Here is a 17,160-nt window from a genome sequence, read left to right as displayed (position 1 = left end):
TGGACCGGGGCGACCTACGACACCGACTCCAACGTGATCCGGGTGCACTGGGTCGACGGCGAGGAGCCGACGCCGCTCACCCTCGACGGCCGGCGCAACGTGCTGCCGCAGGTGCTGCGCGAGCGGGTGCAGTGGTCGGTGGTGCCTCGCGGAGCCGGTCAAGCTGTCGGGCGGGCCGGTCCGCCCGCGTCGCCGTCCGCCGTCGGGCCGACGGCGAGCTGTTCTCCCAGGTGATCGGCGGGCGCGGCGTCGACCTGTCGGACCCGGAGGCCGCGCGGGCGCTCGACGCCGCCGAGGCACGGGTGCGGAGCGCGGCGGGGTTGCCGGCCTAGTTTTCTACCGGCCGCGCGCCTCAGTCCTGGGGGACGGCGCGCAGGGTGGCGCCCACGAGCGCCGGGCCCACGACGGTGGCGACGATCTGCTTGTCGTACCTGCCGTACTTGGCGCGATAGGCGTCGTCCAGGGGCGCGTGGACGACGTCGTCGGGGACCTCGAAGCGGACGTCGCCGCTCGACGCCGCCCACCCGGACCCGGCCCGTGCCCGACTCCTTGGCGCGACGGAACCAGCCGTTGTCGGGGGCCGTACGCCGAGCGGACGTAGACGTCGTCGCCCAGGCGGGCCGTCCAGATCGTCACGAACGGGCGCAGCGTGCCGTCCGGGCGTAGGACGAGACGTGCAGCTCGTCGGTGCCGTCGACCTGCTTCAGCTCCTGCTCGGTCCAGCTCATCGGTGCTCCTTCCGGGCGCCTACCGACGCCGCCTGTGCGACCGCCTGGCACGACCGGTCCCCCTCACGGTGCAACACGCGCGCCGCGCCCGGGAGTCCCCGCTGACACCGGTTAACGACAGACCCTCCTCGGCGCCGCGGGGCGGGGCTAGCGTGAGGCCGGAACCCACTGCGAAGGAGACTGTCACGATGCACACCCGAACGCTCGGCCAGGGTCTGGAAGTCTCGGCGGTCGGCCTCGGCGCCATGGGGATGTCCCAGGGCTACGGCCCCAACCCGGGCACGCGCGAGGAGATGATCGGCGTGCTGCGGGGCGCCGTGGACCGCGGCGTCACGCTGATCGACACGGCCGAGGTCTACGGGCCGTACGTCAACGAGGAGCTGGTCGGCGAGGCGCTGGAGCCGGTGCGCGACCAGGTGGTGATCGCCACCAAGTTCGGCTGGCGGCTGGAGGACGGCGTGAACGTGGGCCTGGACAGCCGGCCCGAGCACATCCGCGCCGTGGCCGACGCGTCGCTGCGGCGGCTGCGGACCGACGTGATCGACCTGTTCTACCAGCACCGTGTGGACCCCGACGTGCCGATCGAGGACGTGGCCGGCGCCGTCAAGGAGCTGGTGGACGCCGGGAAGGTGCGCCACTTCGGCCTGTCGGAGGCGAGCCCGGCCACGATCCGGCGGGCGCACGCGGTGCACCCGGTCACCGCGGTGCAGAGCGAGTACTCGCTGTGGACCCGCGACCCCGAGCCGGAGGTGCTGCCCACGCTCGCGGAGCTCGGCATCGGGTTCGTGCCGTTCAGCCCGCTCGGGCGCGGGTTCCTGACGGGGGCGGTCGACGCGTCGACGTCGTTCACCGCCGACGACATGCGGGCCTCGATCCCACGGTTCACTGCCGCCAACCGCGACGCGAATCAGGTGCTCGTGGACCAGGTGCGGGGTTTGGCCGGCGCGAAGGGCGCGACGCCGGGGCAGGTGGCGCTCGCGTGGCTGCTGGCGCAGCAGCCGTGGATCGTGCCGATCCCGGGCACGCGGCGCATCGAGCGGGTCGCGGAGAACATCGGAGCTGCTTCGGTGGCGCTGTCGGCTGATGAGGTTGCCGACCTGAACTCGCTCGCTGGCCGGGTCGGGGTGCAGGGGGACCGGTACAACGAGGCGGGGATGGGGATGGTGGGACGGTGAGGATGTCATGGTCTAGCCAGCGATTACGCCCGAAACTCCCCGTGTTTCCGGGCGCAATCGCTGGGTAGACCCTGACTTCCGTGCGGGGCCGATCGGGTGTGATCGACGACGCTGTGGCGGAGTCCGGATATGAGTCGGGACTACCCGCTGGAACCTGTTAGAGTTTTCACCGGTCGCCCACCCGGTCACGGGACGGGCGCTAGCGATCCCGCGTAGCTCAGCTGGCAGAGCATCCGACTGTTAATCGGACGGTCGTTGGTTCAAGTCCAACCGCGGGAGCCAGAACGAGGTCCTGAATCCCTTCTTGACGTGGGGATTCGGGGCCTCGCCGTTTTCCCGGTCAGCCTTGGTCAGAACGCCTGCGTGTCGGCTGATCCGCCCGCACACGTCTGGTGTCGTACGCCCACATCGCGACCTCGACGCGGTTGCGGGCGCCGAGCTTGGTCATCAACGACGCGACGTGGGTCTTGACCGTGCTCAGGCCGACGAAGAGCACGGCGCCGATCTCGGCGTTGGTTCGGCCCCGTGCCACGAGCGCGAGCACCTCCTCCTCACGCTCGGTGAGCGGGTCGATGGGCTGGACCGGTGCCGCCGGTGCCTGGTCGGCGAAGGACGCCAGCAGCCGGCGGGTCACGTTGGGGGCGATCAGCGCGTCCCCGTCGGCCGCCGCGTGGATGGCCTGGACGAGGAGCTCCGGCCCGGCGTCCTTGAGCAGGAAGCCGCGAGCGCCGGCGCGTAGGGCGCCGAGGACGTACTCGTCGAGGTCGAAGGTGGTGATCACGACGACCGCCATCGGGTCCGCCACGTCCTGCCCGGCCAGGCGCCGCGTCACCTCGACGCCGTCGATCCCGGGCATCCGGATGTCGACGAGGAGGACGTCGGGACGCAGCCGGGTCGCCAGGTCGAGCGCTGCGAGCCCGTCCGCTGCCTCCCCCACGACCTCGACGTCGGGTTGCGCGCCGAGGATCATCACCAGCCCGGTCCGGACGAGGTCCTGGTCGTCGGCCACGACGACACGGATGCTCATGCCGACACCTCCACTGGCAGCACGGCCTCGACCGTCCAGCCGCCCTCGGGCCTGGGCCCCGCGGAGAACGATCCGCCGAGGAGCTGGGCGCGTTCGGCCATGCCCAGCAGGCCGAACCCGGGCTCCGGGACCGGCCCGGGCTCGGCCTGCCCGTCGTCGCTGACCCGCAGCCTGACGATGTCGCCCTCCCGGCGGACGTCGATCCCGACGCGGGTCGCGCTCCGGGCGTGACGTACGGCGTTAGTCAGTGACTCCTGCGCGAGCCGGTAGAGCGCGGTGTCCACGGGTGGTGCCAGCCGGGTCAACGAGCCGTTCAGCGTGACCTCGACGGTGGGATTGGTGTCGGCGCGCGCCAGAGCAGGCAGGTCCGCGACACCGAGCTGCGGTGAGTAGGCGACGGCTTCCTCCTCACGCAGCACCCGCACCATGGATCTCATCTCCGCCAGGGTTCGCGAGGCCTCGGACTCGATCGCGGCCAGGACCTCGGCAGCCTTCTCGGGCTGGACACCGGCGACCACGCCACCGGCCTGCGCCTGCACCGCGATGGCCGAGACATGGTGGGCCACGGTGTCGTGCAGCTCGCGCGCCAGCGCCACCCGCTCCTGGTTACGGATCTCGCGCTGCTGACGATGCGAGAGGGCCGCGCGGTAGCGGAACACCACCGCGAGGGCGACGACCAGCAGCAGGAGGACGCTCCCGCCGAAGACGTCGGTCCAGCCCGCGGAGGTGGCGTACATCCCGAGCACGACGATGACCGCCACGAACGCCGTCCCCAGGACGATCTCCCGTCCCGAGCCCCACCGCACCAGGGCGTAGAGCAGGATCAGGACGGCGATCATGGAGTAGAGGCCGAGGTCCCCGGCGTGCGCCGTCAGCTGCAGGACCGAGAGCACCCCGGCGACGCCCCACCCGACCAGAACGGCCAGGAGGGGGCGACTCCGCCGCCAGAGCAGTGCGGGCACCAGCGCCAGGGCGAGCACCGTCACCACGGGCCGCCAGGCCAGCCCCGGCCGAACGATGCCCTCGACCAGGGCGGCGGCCGCGAACACGCCCGCCAGCAGCCAGTCGAGCCGACCGACGGGTCGGGCGTCAGCAGGCCGCGGCTCGTGCCAGACGGAGCGCCGGAAGGTGACCACGGCTCCAGCCTAGGGATCGGTGTGCCCCGGCGTACCGGCCGAAAGCATGAGATGGAGGCCCTTCCATCGGCCAGGTGAACTCCGGCCTCCGGGCCGGTGTGCGAGCCGTTGCACTCAGCGAGCGTGGACCTATCGATCCTCACCACGACAACGGAGCCCACCATGAGCACATCGCAGCCCACCACCACGCTGGAAGACCCGCGCATCCCGGTGCGAGCAAAGCTCGCCGCGGCGTGGACCAGCTTCATGTTCCTGTACGCCTACGTGGACATTCTTGGCTTCTTCACGCCTGGCATCGTCAAGGACATCCTCGCCGGCCGGGTCTACGAGTTCGACCTCTCCCAGACCTTCTCGACGACGGCGCTGACCCTCATGGCCGTCCCGATCTTCATGGTCGTGCTGTCGATGACGCTGCCCGCCCGCGCGAGCCGCATCGCTAACCTCGTTGTGGCCGCGCTCTACGTCCCCGTCACGGTCTTCAACGTGGCGGGCGGGTTCTGGCTGTACTTCTACGGCCTCGGCGTCGTACTGGAACTGATCGTTCTCGCCCTCATCCTGCGATACGCCTGGACCTGGCCCCGCACCGCACGGTCGGCGAGCCTGGCAACCGGCGCGGACCGTGAAGGCGTTCGCGCCCGGCAGCGAGCGTGAACCCAGGTGCGGTCCTTGTCGGTCGCTGGTTGAAGTCCGACTGCGGGAGCATCTCGGAGGCCCCGAACACCCGGATGACCTGGGTGTTCGGGGCCTCTCTCGCTTGGCTGCAGATGTGAGGGACGCCCGACGTGCCCTACACGGACTTGAAACCGCCTCGGTCCGTAGTCCAGCGATAGTCGTCTGCGGGTGCGCTGGGGCTCGGGGCGCAGCCTCGGTGCGGCGCCACGTATGACCGTCACGATCGACGCCCATGGCGAGGACCTTCGCGTCAGCAGACCCGATCTCCTCCCACAGGTGCTCGGAGACAAGCCGCAGCCCACCCTCGACCGGGTCGACATCGGGGAAGACGTCGCGCGCGCTGTCGCGAGCCGATGCGATGAAGCGCTCCAGCCCCTGGAGGTCGACGACGAACTCCACCGGCGTGGCGTCAGGCGACACCTGCACCAGCGCGCGAGCCTCGCGCGCGTCGACCGCGATCTGGCCCACGACGTCAACACCGCGAGAGATGAGATCACAGGCGAGGTTCGGGATCGAGTCGGGGTTCACGACAGAGTCCTCGGCTGGTCGACGGGAAGAGCCAGAAACCGCAGCTGCACAGCCACGCCGACGCTACAGTCTGCTGCGTGCTGCGACGATTTCGCGCCTACTGGGCCGACGAGGACGAGTGGCACTGGTTCGAGCTCGACGACGAGGGATACGCGTCCAGACACGTGGTCCTGCGTAGCGGCGAGCCGATCGTGGCAGCACGCCAGGACCGGTTACTCGACTCAAGAGACCGGGCAGGGCTCCTTGGCGTTCAGCTTTACGAGGCCGTCTACGGCGTACTCGCAGAAGGTGTAGTGGGTACCCCTCCATCCGCGATCCCGGTCGAGGTCGACGAGTTCGACCACGTGTTCCAGGCAGCCGAGAACCAGCGGCGCTTCGAACGCACGACGACAGGCCCGTTCCCCTACGGGTCGCTCGTTCAGGGAACGTTCGGAACCAACCCCTGGCCGCCTGGTGCCACAGGTACCTACGTCGACATCGGGCATTCCCCTGTCCACGGCTTCGTCGACGCTCTGTGGTTCCACCACAACAGGGCGTCATGGCCCGTTCCCGGGACCCAGGCCGAGTTCAGAGTCGTCGATCTGCGGTGGCACTCGCTCCAGCTACGCCTCGAGCCCTCGAAGGTTCCGCACCCCGACCTGCCTTGGCCTCAGCCCTACGACTGGGACAACCACGAGTTCACGCGCTGACCGCGGCGTCCGTCAGTCGCATCAGCCCGGCCGCCGTCGTCCGAAAGCCGCAGCACTCCAGGTAGAAGCCCGCCCGGTCGGCCTCGAAGTCGACGTGCAGCCACTCGCACCCCAGGTCACGCGCAGCCGCGGCAGCCTCCGCGACCAGCGCACGCCCGATCCCCTGCCCCTGGTGTCCGGGCTCGACGACCGTGTCCAGCAGCACCGCGTGTACCCCGCCGTCACCGATCACATTGACGAACCCCACCAGGTTCCCTGCGGGATCAGCGGCCGTGATCCAGGTCAGGCTGTGCCGCTCCAGCCGCGCGGACCACGGTGTCACTGCCCCCGGAGGACTCTCGAACGCACGAGCGTGCAGGGCCGAGAGCGCGGCGTCGTCGACCGGGCCTCGGCGCACCAGGGTCATGTCCATCGCGGCACCCTACGCCGGGCCCGGAACAGCGGTGCCCCGAGCAAGCGTCAGACCGCCCGGGTCCGGTAGACGCTCCGGATGGCGGCGACGTCGTCAGGCACCAGCGGCATCATCGGCAACGATCCTGCTAGCGCGTCGAGTCGACGGCGGACCGTCGTGGCGATGCCCTTGCCGAGCGAGAACCGAGTCGCGGTAACGGCCCGCTCCGCACCAGCGACCAGCCGGAGCGCCTCGCGACTGCGGATGCCGGTGTGCGAGAGCACCAGGTGCCCGAGCCGGTGCGGCCCGCCCGACAAGGCAGCGGCGATCACGTCCGCCGCCTCGCCGTCGACCCGGTTGTCGGATGCGCTTAGCACCCCGGCAGCGCGGACCCGGCCGAGGTCCAGCACCTCGACCCCGGCGTCCACCGCGGCGGCCGTGAGCACTGCTGCCCCGCCCGGTCCGATGCCGTTGCTGGCCACGGACAGCCGGGTGAGCGCGCCGTACGGTGCGGCGGTCAATGCCTCGGCGAGAGCCCGGGCGCCGTCGTCGCCCAGCCCGGCCGCCGAGACGTACAACTCGCCCAGCGCGCCCGCGGCCACCACGCGCGCGAACGAGGCCGCGCCGTCAGGACCGAGCTCGTTGCCGCCCACATAGGCACGGATCACCCCTCGCCCGCTCGCCGAGGCGGCGATCAGGGCGTCCGCCAGGACCGCCGTCCCCGGACCGTCGAGAGCGGTCTGGACCAGGTCAAGGGTGCGCAGGTCGCGCGCCGCCTCGACCAGGGCCGCTCCGGAGCGGCCGGCGTCCCTGCCGAGCGGGTTCCGCTTGAGCCAGACGCTGCGCACGGCGTGCGGGGAGCCCGCGAGCCGTTCCGCGATCGAGCACGCCCCGCCGGCGGTGATGCCGTTGCACCCCAGGTAGAGCGTCTCGACACCCGCGCGGCTCACGCCGTCGGCCACCGCGACCGCTCCCGAGTCACCGAGGCCGTCGGTCCCGAGCAGCGCGTGCCGTACGACCCCCGGACGCAGCTCCTGCGCCACGCGCGCGCCGCCGTCGGGCCCGAGCGACTGCCTGCACAGGTCCAGCCGGCCGTCCGGCAGGGCGGTCCCCGCCGGGAAGTCCGTTCGTTGCCGCACCGGCTCACCGGTGCGGCAACGAACGGACTTCCCGGCGGGGACCGCCCTGCCGGACGGCCGGCTGGACCTGTGCAGGCAGTCGCTCGGGCCCGACGGCGGCGCGCGCGTGGCGCAGGAGCTGCGTCCGGGGGTCGTACGGCACGCGCTGCTCGGGACCGACGGCCTCGGTGACTCGGGAGCGGTCGCGGTGGCCGACGGCGTGAGCCGCGCGGGTGTCGAGACGCTCTACCTGGGGTGCAACGGCATCACCGCCGGCGGGCGTGCTCGATCGCGGAACGGCTCGCGGGCTCCCCGCACGCCGTGCGCAGCGTCTGGCTCAAGCGGAACCCGCTCGGCAGGGACGCCGGCCGCTCCGGAGCGGCCCTGGTCGAGGCGGCGCGCGACCTGCGCACCCTTGACCTGGTCCAGACCGCTCTCGACGGTCCGGGGACGGCGGTCCTGGCGGACGCCCTGATCGCCGCCTCGGCGAGCGGGCGAGGGGTGATCCGTGCCTATGTGGGCGGCAACGAGCTCGGTCCTGACGGCGCGGCCTCGTTCGCGCGCGTGGTGGCCGCGGGCGCGCTGGGCGAGTTGTACGTCTCGGCGGCCGGGGCTGGGCGACGACGGCGCCCGGGCTCTCGCCGAGGCATTGACCGCCGCACCGTACGGCGCGCTCACCCGGCTGTCCGTGGCCAGCAACGGCATCGGACCGGGCGGGGCAGCAGTGCTCACGGCCGCCGCGGTGGACGCCGGGGTCGAGGTGCTGGACCTCGGCCGGGTCCGCGCTGCCGGGGTGCTAAGCGCATCCGACAACCGGGTCGACGGCGAGGCGGCGGACGTGATCGCCGCTGCCTTGTCGGGCGGGCCGCACCGGCTCGGGCACCTGGTGCTCTCGCACACCGGCATCCGCAGTCGCGAGGCGCTCCGGCTGGTCGCTGGTGCGGAGCGGGCCGTTACCGCGACTCGGTTCTCGCTCGGCAAGGGCATCGCCACGACGGTCCGCCGTCGACTCGACGCGCTAGCAGGATCGTTGCCGATGATGCCGCTGGTGCCTGACGACGTCGCCGCCATCCGGAGCGTCTACCGGACCCGGGCGGTCTGACGCTTGCTCGGGGCACCGCTGTTCCGGGCCCGGCGTAGGGTGCCGCGATGGACATGACCCTGGTGCGCCGAGGCCCGGTCGACGACGCCGCGCTCTCGGCCCTGCACGCTCGTGCGTTCGAGAGTCCTCCGGGGGCAGTGACACCGTGGTCCGCGCGGCTGGAGCGGCACAGCCTGACCTGGATCACGGCCGCTGATCCCGCAGGGAACCTGGTGGGGTTCGTCAATGTGATCGGTGACGGCGGGGTACACGCGGTGCTGCTGGACACGGTCGTCGAGCCCGGACACCAGGGGCAGGGGATCGGGCGTGCGCTGGTCGCGGAGGCTGCCGCGGCTGCGCGTGACCTGGGGTGCGAGTGGCTGCACGTCGACTTCGAGGCCGACCGGGCGGGCTTCTACCTGGAGTGCTGCGGCTTTCGGACGACGGCGGCCGGGCTGATGCGACTGACGGACGCCGCGGTCAGCGCGTGAACTCGTGGTTGTCCCAGTCGTAGGGCTGAGGCCAAGGCAGGTCGGGGTGCGGAACCTTCGAGGGCTCGAGGCGTAGCTGGAGCGAGTGCCACCGCAGATCGACGACTCTGAACTCGGCCTGGGTCCCGGGAACGGGCCATGACGCCCTGTTGTGGTGGAACCACAGAGCGTCGACGAAGCCGTGGACAGGGGAATGCCCGATGTCGACGTAGGTACCTGTGGCACCAGGCGGCCAGGGGTGGTTCCGAACGTTCCCTGAACGAGCGACCCGTAGGGGAACGGGCCTGTCGTCGTGCGTTCGAAGCGCCGCTGGTTCTCGGCTGCCTGGAACACGTGGTCGAACTCGTCGACCTCGACCGGGATCGCGGATGGAGGGGTACCCACTACACCTTCTGCGAGTACGCCGTAGACGGCCTCGTAAAGCTGAACGCCAAGGAGCCCTGCCCGGTCTCTTGAGTCGAGTAACCGGTCCTGGCGTGCTGCCACGATCGGCTCGCCGCTACGCAGGACCACGTGTCTGGACGCGTATCCCTCGTCGTCGAGCTCGAACCAGTGCCACTCGTCCTCGTCGGCCCAGTAGGCGCGAAATCGTCGCAGCACGCAGCAGACTGTAGCGTCGGCGTGGCTGTGCAGCTGCGGTTTCTGGCTCTTCCCGTCGACCAGCCGAGGACTCTGTCGTGAACCCCGACTCGATCCCGAACCTCGCCTGTGATCTCATCTCTCGCGGTGTTGACGTCGTGGGCCAGATCGCGGTCGACGCGCGCGAGGCTCGCGCGCTGGTGCAGGTGTCGCCTGACGCCACGCCGGTGGAGTTCGTCGTCGACCTCCAGGGGCTGGAGCGCTTCATCGCATCGGCTCGCGACAGCGCGCGCGACGTCTTCCCCGATGTCGACCCGGTCGAGGGTGGGCTGCGGCTTGTCTCCGAGCACCTGTGGGAGGAGATCGGGTCTGCTGACGCGAAGGTCCTCGCCATGGGCGTCGATCGTGACGGTCATACGTGGCGCCGCACCGAGGCTGCGCCCCGAGCCCCAGCGCACCCGCAGACGACTATCGCTGGACTACGGACCGAGGCGGTTTCAAGTCCGTGTAGGGCACGTCGGGCGTCCCTCACATCTGCAGCCAAGCGAGAGAGGCCCCGAACACCCAGGTCATCCGGGTGTTCGGGGCCTCCGAGATGCTCCCGCAGTCGGACTTCAACCAGCGACCGACAAGGACCGCACCTGGGTTCACGCTCGCTGCCGGGCGCGAACGCCTTCACGGTCCGCGCCGGTTGCCAGGCTCGCCGACCGTGCGGTGCGGGGCCAGGTCCAGGCGTATCGCAGGATGAGGGCGAGAACGATCAGTTCCAGTACGACGCCGAGGCCGTAGAAGTACAGCCAGAACCCGCCCGCCACGTTGAAGACCGTGACGGGGACGTAGAGCGCGGCCACAACGAGGTTAGCGATGCGGCTCGCGCGGGCGGGCAGCGTCATCGACAGCACGACCATGAAGATCGGGACGGCCATGAGGGTCAGCGCCGTCGTCGAGAAGGTCTGGGAGAGGTCGAACTCGTAGACCCGGCCGGCGAGGATGTCCTTGACGATGCCAGGCGTGAAGAAGCCAAGAATGTCCACGTAGGCGTACAGGAACATGAAGCTGGTCCACGCCGCGGCGAGCTTTGCTCGCACCGGGATGCGCGGGTCTTCCAGCGTGGTGGTGGGCTGCGATGTGCTCATGGTGGGCTCCGTTGTCGTGGTGAGGATCGATAGGTCCACGCTCGCTGAGTGCAACGGCTCGCACACCGGCCCGGAGGCCGGAGTTCACCTGGCCGATGGAAGGGCCTCCATCTCATGCTTTCGGCCGGTACGCCGGGGCACACCGATCCCTAGGCTGGAGCCGTGGTCACCTTCCGGCGCTCCGTCTGGCACGAGCCGCGGCCTGCTGACGCCCGACCCGTCGGTCGGCTCGACTGGCTGCTGGCGGGCGTGTTCGCGGCCGCCGCCCTGGTCGAGGGCATCGTTCGGCCGGGGCTGGCCTGGCGGCCCGTGGTGACGGTGCTCGCCCTGGCGCTGGTGCCCGCACTGCTCTGGCGGCGGAGTCGCCCCCTCCTGGCCGTTCTGGTCGGGTGGGGCGTCGCCGGGGTGCTCTCGGTCCTGCAGCTGACGGCGCACGCCGGGGACCTCGGCCTCTACTCCATGATCGCCGTCCTGATCCTGCTCTACGCCCTGGTGCGGTGGGGCTCGGGACGGGAGATCGTCCTGGGGACGGCGTTCGTGGCGGTCATCGTCGTGCTCGGGATGTACGCCACCTCCGCGGGCTGGACCGACGTCTTCGGCGGGAGCGTCCTCCTGCTGCTGGTCGTCGCCCTCGCGGTGGTGTTCCGCTACCGCGCGGCCCTCTCGCATCGTCAGCAGCGCGAGATCCGTAACCAGGAGCGGGTGGCGCTGGCGCGCGAGCTGCACGACACCGTGGCCCACCATGTCTCGGCCATCGCGGTGCAGGCGCAGGCCGGTGGCGTGGTCGCCGGTGTCCAGCCCGAGAAGGCTGCCGAGGTCCTGGCCGCGATCGAGTCCGAGGCCTCGCGAACCCTGGCGGAGATGAGATCCATGGTGCGGGTGCTGCGTGAGGAGGAAGCCGTCGCCTACTCACCGCAGCTCGGTGTCGCGGACCTGCCTGCTCTGGCGCGCGCCGACACCAATCCCACCGTCGAGGTCACGCTGAACGGCTCGTTGACCCGGCTGGCACCACCCGTGGACACCGCGCTCTACCGGCTCGCGCAGGAGTCACTGACTAACGCCGTACGTCACGCCCGGAGCGCGACCCGCGTCGGGATCGACGTCCGCCGGGAGGGCGACATCGTCAGGCTGCGGGTCAGCGACGACGGGCAGGCCGAGCCCGGGCCGGTCCCGGAGCCCGGGTTCGGCCTGCTGGGCATGGCCGAACGCGCCCAGCTCCTCGGCGGATCGTTCTCCGCGGGGCCCAGGCCCGAGGGCGGCTGGACGGTCGAGGCCGTGCTGCCAGTGGAGGTGTCGGCATGAGCATCCGTGTCGTCGTGGCCGACGACCAGGACCTCGTCCGGACCGGGCTGGTGATGATCCTCGGCGCGCAACCCGACGTCGAGGTCGTGGGGGAGGCAGCGGACGGGCTCGCAGCGCTCGACCTGGCGACCCGGCTGCGTCCCGACGTCCTCCTCGTCGACATCCGGATGCCCGGGATCGACGGCGTCGAGGTGACGCGGCGCCTGGCCGGGCAGGACGTGGCGGACCCGATGGCGGTCGTCGTGATCACCACCTTCGACCTCGACGAGTACGTCCTCGGCGCCCTACGCGCCGGCGCTCGCGGCTTCCTGCTCAAGGACGCCGGGCCGGAGCTCCTCGTCCAGGCCATCCACGCGGCGGCCGACGGGGACGCGCTGATCGCCCCCAACGTGACCCGCCGGCTGCTGGCGTCCTTCGCCGACCAGGCACCGGCGGCACCGGTCCAGCCCATCGACCCGCTCACCGAGCGTGAGGAGGAGGTGCTCGCGCTCGTGGCACGGGGCCGAACCAACGCCGAGATCGGCGCCGTGCTCTTCGTCGGCCTGAGCACGGTCAAGACCCACGTCGCGTCGTTGATGACCAAGCTCGGCGCCCGCAACCGCGTCGAGGTCGCGATGTGGGCGTACGACACCAGACGTGTGCGGGCGGATCAGCCGACACGCAGGCGTTCTGACCAAGGCTGACCGGGAAAACGGCGAGGCCCCGAATCCCCACGTCAAGAAGGGATTCAGGACCTCGTTCTGGCTCCCGCGGTTGGACTTGAACCAACGACCGTCCGATTAACAGTCGGATGCTCTGCCAGCTGAGCTACGCGGGATCGCTAGCGCCCGTCCCGTGACCGGGTGGGCGACCGGTGAAAACTCTAACAGGTTCCAGCGGGTAGTCCCGACTCATATCCGGACTCCGCCACAGCGTCGTCGATCACACCCGATCGGCCCCGCACGGAAGTCAGGGTCTACCCAGCGATTGCGCCCGGAAACACGGGGAGTTTCGGGCGTAATCGCTGGCTAGACCATGACATCCTCACCGTCCCACCATCCCCATCCCCGCCTCGTTGTACCGGTCCCCCTGCACCCCGACCCGGCCAGCGAGCGAGTTCAGGTCGGCAACCTCATCAGCCGACAGCGCCACCGAAGCAGCTCCGATGTTCTCCGCGACCCGCTCGATGCGCCGCGTGCCCGGGATCGGCACGATCCACGGCTGCTGCGCCAGCAGCCACGCGAGCGCCACCTGCCCCGGCGTCGCGCCCTTCGCGCCGGCCAAACCCCGCACCTGGTCCACGAGCACCTGATTCGCGTCGCGGTTGGCGGCAGTGAACCGTGGGATCGAGGCCCGCATGTCGTCGGCGGTGAACGACGTCGACGCGTCGACCGCCCCCGTCAGGAACCCGCGCCCGAGCGGGCTGAACGGCACGAACCCGATGCCGAGCTCCGCGAGCGTGGGCAGCACCTCCGGCTCGGGGTCGCGGGTCCACAGCGAGTACTCGCTCTGCACCGCGGTGACCGGGTGCACCGCGTGCGCCCGCCGGATCGTGGCCGGGCTCGCCTCCGACAGGCCGAAGTGGCGCACCTTCCCGGCGTCCACCAGCTCCTTGACGGCGCCGGCCACGTCCTCGATCGGCACGTCGGGGTCCACACGGTGCTGGTAGAACAGGTCGATCACGTCGGTCCGCAGCCGCCGCAGCGACGCGTCGGCCACGGCGCGGATGTGCTCGGGCCGGCTGTCCAGGCCCACGTTCACGCCGTCCTCCAGCCGCCAGCCGAACTTGGTGGCGATCACCACCTGGTCGCGCACCGGCTCCAGCGCCTCGCCGACCAGCTCCTCGTTGACGTACGGCCCGTAGACCTCGGCCGTGTCGATCAGCGTGACGCCGCGGTCCACGGCGCCCCGCAGCACGCCGATCATCTCCTCGCGCGTGCCCGGGTTGGGGCCGTAGCCCTGGGACATCCCCATGGCGCCGAGGCCGACCGCCGAGACTTCCAGACCCTGGCCGAGCGTTCGGGTGTGCATCGTGACAGTCTCCTTCGCAGTGGGTTCCGGCCTCACGCTAGCCCCGCCCCGCGGCGCCGAGGAGGGTCTGTCGTTACCGGTGTCAGCGGGGACTCCCGGGCGCGGCGCGCGTGTTGCACCGTGAGGGGACCGGTCGTGCCAGGCGGTCGGCACAGGCGGCGTCGGTAGGCGCCCGGAAGGAGCACCGATGAGCTGGACCGAGCAGGAGCTGAAGCAGGTCGACGGCACCGACGAGCTGCACGTCTCGTCCTACCGCCCGGACGGCACGCTGCGCCCGTTCGTGACGATCTGGACGGCCCGCCTGGGCGACGACGTCTACGTCCGCTCGGCGTACGGCCCCGACAACGGCTGGTTCCGTCGCGCCAAGGAGTCGGGCACGGGCCGGGTCCGGGTGGGCGGCGTCGAGCGCGACGTCCGCTTCGAGGTCCCCGACGACGTCGTCCACGCGCCCCTGGACGACGCCTATCGCGCCAAGTACGGCAGGTACGACAAGCAGATCGTCGCCACCGTCGTGGGCCCGGCGCTCGTGGGCGCCACCCTGCGCGCCGTCCCCCAGGACTGAGGCGCGCGGCCGGTAGAAAACTAGGCCGGCAACCCCGCCGCGCTCCGCACCCGTGCCTCGGCGGCGTCGAGCGCCCGCGCGGCCTCCGGGTCCGACAGGTCGACGCCGCGCCCGCCGATCACCTGGGAGAACAGCTCGCCGTCGGCCCGACGGCGGACGGCGACGCGGGCGGACCGCCCGCCCGACAGCTTGACCGGCTCCGCGAGCACCACCGACCACTGCACCCGCTCGCGCAGCACCTGCGGCAGCACGTTGCGCCGGCCGTCGAGGGTGAGCGGCGTCGGCTCCTCGCCGTCGACCCAGTGCACCCGGATCACGTTGGAGTCGGTGTCGTAGGTCGCCCGGTCCACGTCGGCCCACTCCCGGTGCACGACGACGGACGGCGCGCCCCTGCTCTCCGCGTCCCCCTGGCCGCCGGCGGCCTCGGGCGCGGAGATCAGCAGCAGCTCGGCGCGCGTCGCGAACGCCCACGCCTCGCCCGCGGACGTGACCAGCGGGGCCTGGGCCAGCACGGCGTCGGTGCGGTGCGAGCGGACGGCGCGGCGGACCGCCTTCTGCGGGCGGCGCCCGAACCAGGAACGTAACCCCATGAGGCCCAGGCTAGTGGCCCCGGCCGCACCGGTCGGCCAGGGTGCCGGGCGAAGTCGGCAGTCGGCACCGAGATCGGTCCATCGATGGACCGATCTCGGTGCCAGGTGCCGATCTCGAAGCGAAGGGCCGACCTCAGGCCGACCGCACCCGGTCTGTCCGCCAGTACGCGCAGAAGTCGACGCGCGACTTCGGCACCCCGGCCTCCAGGCAGTGCGCCCGCGCCGCCAGCGTGAACGACGCCTCGCCCACCACGTACACGTAGGCCCCAGGGTCGACCCGGGTCGCCCGCAGCGCGTCGAGGGCGCTCGCCCCGGCGGGCCGGCCGCCGTCGCGCACCACCCAGCGGACGTCGGCGGCGGGCAGCGCGCGCCGGTCCGCCGCGTGCGGCACCTCCAGCAGGTACGTCACCTCGCGGTCGCCGAGCGCGTGCGCGATGCCCTCGACGCCGGGCAGGCCGGACTCGTCGGCGATCACCAGGACGGGCCCGTCGTGCTCGTCGGCGTTGAAGATGCGGCCCTGGTCGAGCAGCCCGACGAGCTCGCCGGTGCGACACCGCTGCGCCCACCTCGCCCCGGCGCCGTCCACCTGGCCGGCCGCGTCCCGGTGTACGACGAAGTCGACGTCGAGCTGCCAGCGGTCGCCCGCCCGCCGCGCCTCGCGCACCGTGTAGTTGCGCACGGCGGGGCGGATCGCGTCCGGCATCGCGAGCAGGCGCGCGTACCAGCCGTCGGCCGCGCCGAACGGCAGGTGCAGCGGCTGTCCGACGTCGGCGAAGAAGAGCCGGAACCAGTGGTCGTGGCCGAAAGGCTCGAACTCGTCCTCGAAGCCGTCCCCGGTGCTCTGCAGCGTGACCCGCCGGAACCCGGGCGAGACGGCGTGGCTGCCGACGACCTCGAAGGTGCGCACGGACGCGGCGGCTGGCTTCAGCGGCCGGGTCGAGGTGAGCGTCGTCATCAGCTCAGCGCGTCCTCGATCAGCGGCGTGAGCTCGTCCAGCGCGTAGAGCTGCGCGGCGGGCGTGCCGAGCGAGTACGCGGCGGAGAGGTCGTCGCCGATGACGACGGCGCGGCCGTCGGCGACCGCCGGGATCTGCTTCCAGCCGGCGTCGTCGGTGATCTCCTTGGCGTCGATCCAGATGGGGAACGCGACGATCAGGTCGGAGTCCAGCAGGTCGAGCTGCTCCTCGGAGATGCGCACGCTCCAGCCGTTCTCCTCGACGGGCAGGTCGGTGATGGTGGGGCTGGCCTCGAAGCCGAGCCGCTCCATGAAAAGCGAGCGCCCGTCGTTGACGTAGGCGCCCCAGCCCTCGCTGGTGCGGGTGGCGGCGGTGAAGGTGGTGCCGGCCCACTCGGGGTGGTCGGCGGCGGCCTGCTCGAACGCCTCGTCGACGCCGCCGAGCAGCGCGTCGCCCTCCTCGGGCACGCCCAGGGCCTGGGCGATCATCGTCACCTGCACGTCGTAGTCCGTGTGGTACGAGTCGCCGCCCTCGGGGACGCCGACGGTGGGGGCGATGGACGAGAGCCGGTCGTAGCGCTCCTGGTCGCCGGAGGAGTGGGTGTCGAGGATGAGGTCGGGCTCAAGCGCGGCGACCGCCTCGTACGACAGCTCCAGGGTGCCGAGGATCTCGGGCGCCTCGTCGTAGCCCTCCGACCAGGGGCCGACGCCGTCGCCGCCGAAGGCGAGCCAGTCGGACGCCCCGACCGGCTGCACGCCGAGCTCGAGCGCGACCTCGGCGTCGCCCCAGCCGAGCGCGACCACGCGCTCGGGCTGCTCGTCGATCGTCACCGGCTCGAACTTGGTCTCCACCGTGACGGGGAAGGCCCCGCCGGCGGCCGCGGAGCCCTCCGCGGACGGCGGGGCCGTCTCGGCGGAGCACGCGGCGAGCGCGAGGACGGGGACCACCAGGGTGGCGGCGAGCAGGCGAGGGGGACGCATCGGGTGGAGC

Annotated in this window: 19 protein-coding genes and 2 tRNA genes; 10 read left to right on the top strand and 11 right to left on the bottom strand. The window is 71.6% G+C overall.

From position 1 onward, the window contains the following. Positions 1–131 precede the first annotated feature (131 nt). Positions 132–332 (top strand): hypothetical protein, encoded by a 201-nt coding sequence (locus FHX71_RS16400; protein WP_182618134.1) that lies wholly within the window; start codon positions 132–134, stop codon positions 330–332. 20 nt (positions 333–352) lie between these two features. Here FHX71_RS16400 and FHX71_RS30310 read toward each other — a convergent pair whose 3' ends face one another. Continuing rightward, a complete protein-coding gene (locus FHX71_RS30310) occupies positions 353–463 on the bottom strand; it encodes a hypothetical protein (protein WP_376770139.1) in 111 nt (36 codons plus the stop codon). Positions 464–916: 453 nt separating this feature from the next. Here FHX71_RS30310 and FHX71_RS16390 point away from each other — a divergent pair, with 453 nt between their 5' ends. Both FHX71_RS16390 and FHX71_RS16385 read left to right on the top strand, forming a co-directional pair. Next, on the top strand, positions 917–1,903 hold the full coding sequence (locus tag FHX71_RS16390; RefSeq protein ID WP_182618119.1) for an aldo/keto reductase: 987 nt from the start codon (positions 917–919) through the stop codon (positions 1,901–1,903). A 206-nt stretch (positions 1,904–2,109) separates the two neighbouring features. Next, a tRNA-Asn gene (locus tag FHX71_RS16385) sits at positions 2,110–2,185 on the top strand. A 58-nt stretch (positions 2,186–2,243) separates the two neighbouring features. On the opposite strand, the gene FHX71_RS16380 is transcribed toward FHX71_RS16385, so the two are convergent. Together FHX71_RS16380 and FHX71_RS16375 are read right to left on the bottom strand one after the other, a co-directional pair. Then, the gene (locus tag FHX71_RS16380) at positions 2,244–2,930 is read right to left on the bottom strand and encodes a response regulator (protein WP_182618121.1); all 687 of its coding nucleotides are present in this window, start codon (positions 2,928–2,930) and stop codon (positions 2,244–2,246) included. Next, positions 2,927–4,066, bottom strand: a complete 1,140-nt coding sequence (locus FHX71_RS16375) for a sensor histidine kinase (protein WP_182618124.1) — start codon at positions 4,064–4,066, stop codon at positions 2,927–2,929. The genes FHX71_RS16380 and FHX71_RS16375 overlap by 4 nt, the downstream gene beginning before the upstream one ends. Before the next feature lie 162 nt (positions 4,067–4,228). On the opposite strand from FHX71_RS16375, the gene FHX71_RS16370 reads away from it, so the two are divergent. Together FHX71_RS16370 and FHX71_RS16365 are read left to right on the top strand one after the other, a co-directional pair. Next, positions 4,229–4,717 (top strand): DUF6326 family protein, encoded by a 489-nt coding sequence (locus FHX71_RS16370; RefSeq protein WP_182618126.1) that lies wholly within the window; start codon positions 4,229–4,231, stop codon positions 4,715–4,717. A 626-nt stretch (positions 4,718–5,343) separates the two neighbouring features. Next, on the top strand, positions 5,344–5,955 hold the full coding sequence (locus FHX71_RS16365) for a hypothetical protein (RefSeq protein WP_182618132.1): 612 nt from the start codon (positions 5,344–5,346) through the stop codon (positions 5,953–5,955). Here FHX71_RS16365 and FHX71_RS16360 read toward each other — a convergent pair. Both FHX71_RS16360 and FHX71_RS16355 read right to left on the bottom strand, forming a co-directional pair. Then, positions 5,945–6,367: a GNAT family N-acetyltransferase gene (locus tag FHX71_RS16360; RefSeq protein ID WP_182618128.1), complete on the bottom strand. Its 423-nt coding sequence runs from the start codon at positions 6,365–6,367 to the stop codon at positions 5,945–5,947. The genes FHX71_RS16365 and FHX71_RS16360 overlap by 11 nt on opposite strands. Before the next feature lie 47 nt (positions 6,368–6,414). Further along, the gene (locus tag FHX71_RS16355) at positions 6,415–7,485 is read right to left on the bottom strand and encodes a leucine-rich repeat domain-containing protein (RefSeq protein WP_220489705.1); all 1,071 of its coding nucleotides are present in this window, start codon (positions 7,483–7,485) and stop codon (positions 6,415–6,417) included. A 628-nt stretch (positions 7,486–8,113) separates the two neighbouring features. On the opposite strand from FHX71_RS16355, the gene FHX71_RS16350 reads away from it, so the two are divergent. Beyond that, a complete protein-coding gene (locus tag FHX71_RS16350) occupies positions 8,114–8,566 on the top strand; it encodes a leucine-rich repeat domain-containing protein (protein ID WP_182618130.1) in 453 nt (150 codons plus the stop codon). 47 nt (positions 8,567–8,613) lie between these two features. Then, positions 8,614–9,036 (top strand): GNAT family N-acetyltransferase, encoded by a 423-nt coding sequence (locus tag FHX71_RS16345; RefSeq protein ID WP_182618128.1) that lies wholly within the window; start codon positions 8,614–8,616, stop codon positions 9,034–9,036. A 1,226-nt stretch (positions 9,037–10,262) separates the two neighbouring features. Here the strand turns inward: FHX71_RS16345 and FHX71_RS16340 are convergent. Further along, entirely contained in the window at positions 10,263–10,751 is a 489-nt protein-coding gene (locus tag FHX71_RS16340) for a DUF6326 family protein (RefSeq protein ID WP_182618126.1), read from the bottom strand. Positions 10,752–10,913: 162 nt separating this feature from the next. Here FHX71_RS16340 and FHX71_RS16335 point away from each other — a divergent pair, with 162 nt between their 5' ends. Beyond that, entirely contained in the window at positions 10,914–12,053 is a 1,140-nt protein-coding gene (locus tag FHX71_RS16335; protein ID WP_182618124.1) for a sensor histidine kinase, read from the top strand. Beyond that, positions 12,050–12,736, top strand: a complete 687-nt coding sequence (locus tag FHX71_RS16330) for a response regulator (RefSeq protein WP_182618121.1) — start codon at positions 12,050–12,052, stop codon at positions 12,734–12,736. Before FHX71_RS16335 ends, FHX71_RS16330 begins: the two co-directional genes overlap by 4 nt. A 58-nt stretch (positions 12,737–12,794) precedes the next feature. Here FHX71_RS16330 and FHX71_RS16325 read toward each other — a convergent pair. Beyond that, positions 12,795–12,870 (bottom strand) — tRNA-Asn (locus tag FHX71_RS16325). A gap of 206 nt (positions 12,871–13,076) precedes the next feature. After that, the gene (locus FHX71_RS16320) at positions 13,077–14,063 is read right to left on the bottom strand and encodes an aldo/keto reductase (RefSeq protein WP_182618119.1); all 987 of its coding nucleotides are present in this window, start codon (positions 14,061–14,063) and stop codon (positions 13,077–13,079) included. 187 nt (positions 14,064–14,250) lie between these two features. Between FHX71_RS16320 and FHX71_RS16315 the strand changes: the two genes are divergently transcribed. Next, positions 14,251–14,625 (top strand): DUF2255 family protein, encoded by a 375-nt coding sequence (locus tag FHX71_RS16315; protein WP_182618118.1) that lies wholly within the window; start codon positions 14,251–14,253, stop codon positions 14,623–14,625. A 20-nt stretch (positions 14,626–14,645) separates the two neighbouring features. Here the strand turns inward: FHX71_RS16315 and FHX71_RS16310 are convergent, their stop codons facing one another. From FHX71_RS16310 to FHX71_RS16300, 3 genes are all read right to left on the bottom strand, one after another. Further along, positions 14,646–15,215, bottom strand: a complete 570-nt coding sequence (locus tag FHX71_RS16310) for a hypothetical protein (RefSeq protein WP_182618115.1) — start codon at positions 15,213–15,215, stop codon at positions 14,646–14,648. Between the two features lie 133 nt (positions 15,216–15,348). Continuing rightward, positions 15,349–16,170, bottom strand: a complete 822-nt coding sequence (locus FHX71_RS16305; protein WP_182618113.1) for a siderophore-interacting protein — start codon at positions 16,168–16,170, stop codon at positions 15,349–15,351. Continuing rightward, entirely contained in the window at positions 16,170–17,150 is a 981-nt protein-coding gene (locus FHX71_RS16300) for an iron-siderophore ABC transporter substrate-binding protein (protein ID WP_182618111.1), read from the bottom strand. Before FHX71_RS16300 ends, FHX71_RS16305 begins: the two co-directional genes overlap by 1 nt. Positions 17,151–17,160: the final 10 nt, after the last annotated feature.

The sequence above is a fragment of the Promicromonospora sukumoe genome (assembly GCF_014137995.1).
GTDB lineage: Bacteria > Actinomycetota > Actinomycetes > Actinomycetales > Cellulomonadaceae > Promicromonospora > Promicromonospora sukumoe.
Note: the sequence above shows the minus strand (reverse complement) of the source record. Positions and strands in the feature narration are given on the sequence as shown.

What these genes read in the sequence shown, in the direction of transcription:
- FHX71_RS16315 (WP_182618118.1), top strand. Translation starts at nt 14,251, where the DNA reads ATGAGCTGGACCGAGCAGGAGCTGAAGCAGGTCGACGGCACCGACGAG.
- FHX71_RS16320 (WP_182618119.1), bottom strand. Translation starts at nt 14,063, where the DNA reads ATGCACACCCGAACGCTCGGCCAGGGTCTGGAAGTCTCGGCGGTCGGC.
- FHX71_RS16370 (WP_182618126.1), top strand. Translation starts at nt 4,229, where the DNA reads ATGAGCACATCGCAGCCCACCACCACGCTGGAAGACCCGCGCATCCCG.
- FHX71_RS16300 (WP_182618111.1), bottom strand. Translation starts at nt 17,150, where the DNA reads ATGCGTCCCCCTCGCCTGCTCGCCGCCACCCTGGTGGTCCCCGTCCTC.
- FHX71_RS16330 (WP_182618121.1), top strand. Translation starts at nt 12,050, where the DNA reads ATGAGCATCCGTGTCGTCGTGGCCGACGACCAGGACCTCGTCCGGACC.
- FHX71_RS16380 (WP_182618121.1), bottom strand. Translation starts at nt 2,930, where the DNA reads ATGAGCATCCGTGTCGTCGTGGCCGACGACCAGGACCTCGTCCGGACC.
- FHX71_RS16305 (WP_182618113.1), bottom strand. Translation starts at nt 16,170, where the DNA reads ATGACGACGCTCACCTCGACCCGGCCGCTGAAGCCAGCCGCCGCGTCC.
- FHX71_RS16390 (WP_182618119.1), top strand. Translation starts at nt 917, where the DNA reads ATGCACACCCGAACGCTCGGCCAGGGTCTGGAAGTCTCGGCGGTCGGC.
- FHX71_RS16340 (WP_182618126.1), bottom strand. Translation starts at nt 10,751, where the DNA reads ATGAGCACATCGCAGCCCACCACCACGCTGGAAGACCCGCGCATCCCG.
- FHX71_RS16310 (WP_182618115.1), bottom strand. Translation starts at nt 15,215, where the DNA reads ATGGGGTTACGTTCCTGGTTCGGGCGCCGCCCGCAGAAGGCGGTCCGC.
- FHX71_RS16345 (WP_182618128.1), top strand. Translation starts at nt 8,614, where the DNA reads ATGGACATGACCCTGGTGCGCCGAGGCCCGGTCGACGACGCCGCGCTC.
- FHX71_RS16360 (WP_182618128.1), bottom strand. Translation starts at nt 6,367, where the DNA reads ATGGACATGACCCTGGTGCGCCGAGGCCCGGTCGACGACGCCGCGCTC.